At 77.5% G+C, this 3,298-nt stretch carries 1 protein-coding gene and 2 pseudogenes; all 3 read left to right on the top strand.

Annotated elements, in window-relative coordinates; translation table 11 throughout:
• Positions 1-314: 314 nt before the first annotated feature.
• A complete protein-coding gene (locus B1205_RS31045; RefSeq protein WP_089154987.1) occupies positions 315-2,384 on the top strand; it encodes a beta-ketoacyl reductase in 2,070 nt (689 codons plus the stop codon).
• Positions 2,385-2,403: 19 nt separating this feature from the next.
• Positions 2,404-3,126, top strand: a pseudogene (locus B1205_RS07650) (beta-ketoacyl synthase N-terminal-like domain-containing protein); the annotation flags it as partial.
• Between the two features lie 91 nt (positions 3,127-3,217).
• Positions 3,218-3,298, top strand: a pseudogene (locus B1205_RS32715) (hypothetical protein); the annotation flags it as partial.

The raw sequence follows: 3,298 nt of genomic DNA, 5'->3' as shown, positions 1-3,298 counted from the left end.
GGTCCGCTACGCCGACGGGATCGCCGCGCTGGCCGCCGCCGGGGTGGACACGTTCGTGGAGGTCGGCCCGCAGAGCGTGCTGACCGCGCTGACCGCCGAGATCCTGCCGGACGCGCTCGCCACCGCCGTGCAGCGCCGGGACCGGAACGAGCCGACCGCGCTGCTCGCCGCGCTGGCCGACCTGCACGCCNTGGTTCGCCGGCACCGGCGCCACCCGCGTCGACCTGCCCACCTACGCCTTCCAGCACGAGCGGTTCTGGCCCGACACCCCCACCCGCACCGCCGACGCGTCCGACGCCGAGTTCTGGGCCGCCGTGGAGAGCGGCGACCTGACCGCCCTCGCCGGCCACCTCGCCGACGACGCCCTCGACACGCTCGCCCCCGCGCTGCCCGCGCTGACCACCTGGCGTCGCGCCCGCACCCGGCGCACCGCGGCGGACCGCTGGTCGTACCAGGTGGCCTGGCGCCGCATCGACCTCGACGAGCAGCCCCCGCCCGGCGGCGCGTGGCTGCTGGTCACCCCGGACGGTGAGCCCGCCGCCGACGAGGTCGCCGCCGCGCTCACCGGCGTGGAACTGCGGCGGATCACCGCCGACCCGGCCACCGCCACCCGGGCCGACCTCGCCGCCGCGCTCGGCAAGGCCCTCGCCGACGGGCCGGTCGACGGCGTGGTCTCGCTGCTCGGCCTGCGCGCCGCGCCGCACCCGGACCACCCGGCGCTGCCCGCCGGCACCGCCGCCACCCTGCTGCTGGTCCAGGCGCTGCACGACACCGGCCACACCCCGCCGCTGTGGTGCCTCACCCGGGGCGCGGTCGCCACCGGCGGCGACGACCCGGTCCGCGACGCCGGCCAGGGCGGCCTCTGGGGCCTGGCCCGGGTCGCCGGGCTGGAACTGCCCCGGCTGCGCGTCAACCTGCTCGACCTGCCCGACCCGGAAGCGAACACCGGCACCCGGCTCGCCGCCGCCCTCACCGGCAGCGGCGACGAGGACCAGCTCGCGTTGCGTCCCGCCGGCCTGTTCGCGCGCCGGCTCGTCCGGGCCGCCCCCGCCGCCCCCGACGCCGCCGACCGGTGGCAGCCCGCCGGCACGGTGCTGGTCACCGGCGGCACCGGCGCGCTCGGCGCGCACGTCGCCCGCTGGGCGGCCGGCAACGGCGCCGCGCACCTGGTGCTCACCAGCCGCCGCGGCGACACGGCCCCCGGCGCGGCGGAGCTGCGCGACGAGCTGACCGCGCTCGGCGTACGCGTCACCGTCGCCGCCTGCGACGTGGCCGACCGGGACGCGGTGGCCGCCCTGCTGCGCCGCCTCGACGACGACCCCGCGCCGCTGACCGCGGTGGTGCACGCCGCCGGCCTGAACGACGTGGCCCCCCTGCTCGACACCGACCTCGGCCGGCTGGCCCCCGTGCTCACCGGCAAGACCGCCGGGGCGGCGCACCTCGACGAACTGCTCGGCGACCGGCCGCTCGACGCGTTCGTGCTGTTCGCCTCCATCGCCGGGGTGTGGGGCAGCGGCGGGCAGGCCGGCTACGCGGCCGGCAACGCCCACCTCGACGCGCTGGCCGCCCGGCGGCACGCCCGCGGCCTCGCCGCCACCTCGGTGGCCTGGGGACCCTGGGCGGACGGCGGGATGGCCACCGACGACGCCCAACGCGAACTGGCCCGGCGTGGCCTGCGGGCGATGACGCCGGCCGACGCGGTGCACGCCATGCGCGTCGCCGTCGGGCGCGGCGGAGCCAACCTCACCGTCGTCGACGTGGACTGGTCGACGTTCGCCCCCGCGTACGCCGCCACCCGGCCCCGGCCGTTCCTGGCCGACCTGCCCGAGGCCCGCGACGCCGTCCGGGCCGCCACGGAGGTCCCTGCCGACGGCGGCGCGGCGCTGCGCGACCAGCTCCGCGACCTGTCCGGCGAGGAACAGGACCGCCGGCTCACCGACCTGGTCCGCGCCGAGGCCGCCGCCGTGCTCGGCCACGGCGGCCCGGAGCGGGTCAAGCCCCGGCGGGCGTTCAAGGACCTCGGCTTCGACTCGCTGACCGCGGTGGAGCTGCGCAACCGGCTCAACCGGGCCACCGGCCTGTCCCTGCCCGCCACGCTGGTCTTCGACCACCCCGACCCGGCCGCGCTGGCCGGGCACCTGCGCGCCACGCTGGTGCCCGACGCGGTGTCGCAGCCGGCCGGCGACCCCGCCGAGATCGCGGTCCGGCAGGCGCTGGCCACCATCCCGCTGGCCCGCATCCGCGAGGCCGGGTTGCTGGACCTGCTGCTCGGCCTCGCCGGCCCGGACGGCCCCGCCCCCGAACCGGAGGGCGCGGAGGTCGACCTGGACGAGCTGGACACCGACACCCTCATCCGACTGGCCCTCGACGGCTCCGAATCCTGACGCCCCACGTACGGAGTAGATGATGTCCACGTCCGCAGACAAGGTCGTCGAGGCGCTTCGGGCCTCTCTCAAGGAGACCAGCCGGCTCAAGCAGCTCAACCAGCAGTTGACCGCGGCGGCCCGGGAACCGATCGCGATCGTCGCGATGTCCTGCCGCTACCCCGGCGGGGTGTCCACCCCGGAGCAGCTCTGGGAACTGGTCGACGCCGGCGGCGACGCCATCGGCGGGTTCCCCACCGACCGGGGCTGGGACCTGGCCAACCTGTACGACCCGTCCGCCGACCAGGCCGGCCGGTCCACCACCCAACAGGGCGGGTTCCTCTACGAGGCGGCCGGGTTCGACGCCGAGNTCAGCCCCCGCGAGGCGCTGGCCATGGACCCGCAGCAGCGGCTGCTGCTGGAAACGTCGTGGGAGGCGTTCGAGTCCGCCGGCATCGCCCCCTCCTCGGTACGCGGGCAGAGGGTCGGCGTGTTCGTCGGCACCGCCGCCAACGGCTACGGCGTCGGCGCCGACGGCGACGCGTTGGACGCCGACGAGGGCTACCTGCTCACCGGCACCGTCACCAGCGTCGTCTCCGGGCGGATCGCCTACGCGCTCGGCCTGGAGGGGCCGGCGGTCAGCGTGGACACCGCCTGCTCCTCGTCGCTGGTCGCGCTGCACCTGGCCGCGCAGTCGCTGCGCAACGGCGAGTTCGACCTGGCGCTGGCCGGCGGTGTGACCGTGATGGCCAACCCCAGCGCGTTCGTCGGCTTCTCCCGCCAGCGCGGGCTCGCCTCCGACGGGNCGGTGCAAGTCGTTCGCCGCCGCCGCCGACGGCACCGGCTGGGCCGAGGGCGTCGGACTGCTGCTGGTCGAACGGCTCAGCGACGCCCGGCGCAACGGCCACCCGGTCCTCGCCGTGCTGCGCGGCAGC

Origin of the sequence: Micromonospora sp. NBS 11-29, from assembly GCF_002140155.1 — a bacterium.
In the GTDB taxonomy this organism is placed as follows: domain Bacteria; phylum Actinomycetota; class Actinomycetes; order Mycobacteriales; family Micromonosporaceae; genus Micromonospora.
The sequence above is the reverse complement of the archived record's forward strand: the minus strand, read 5'-3'. Positions and strand labels throughout refer to the sequence as shown.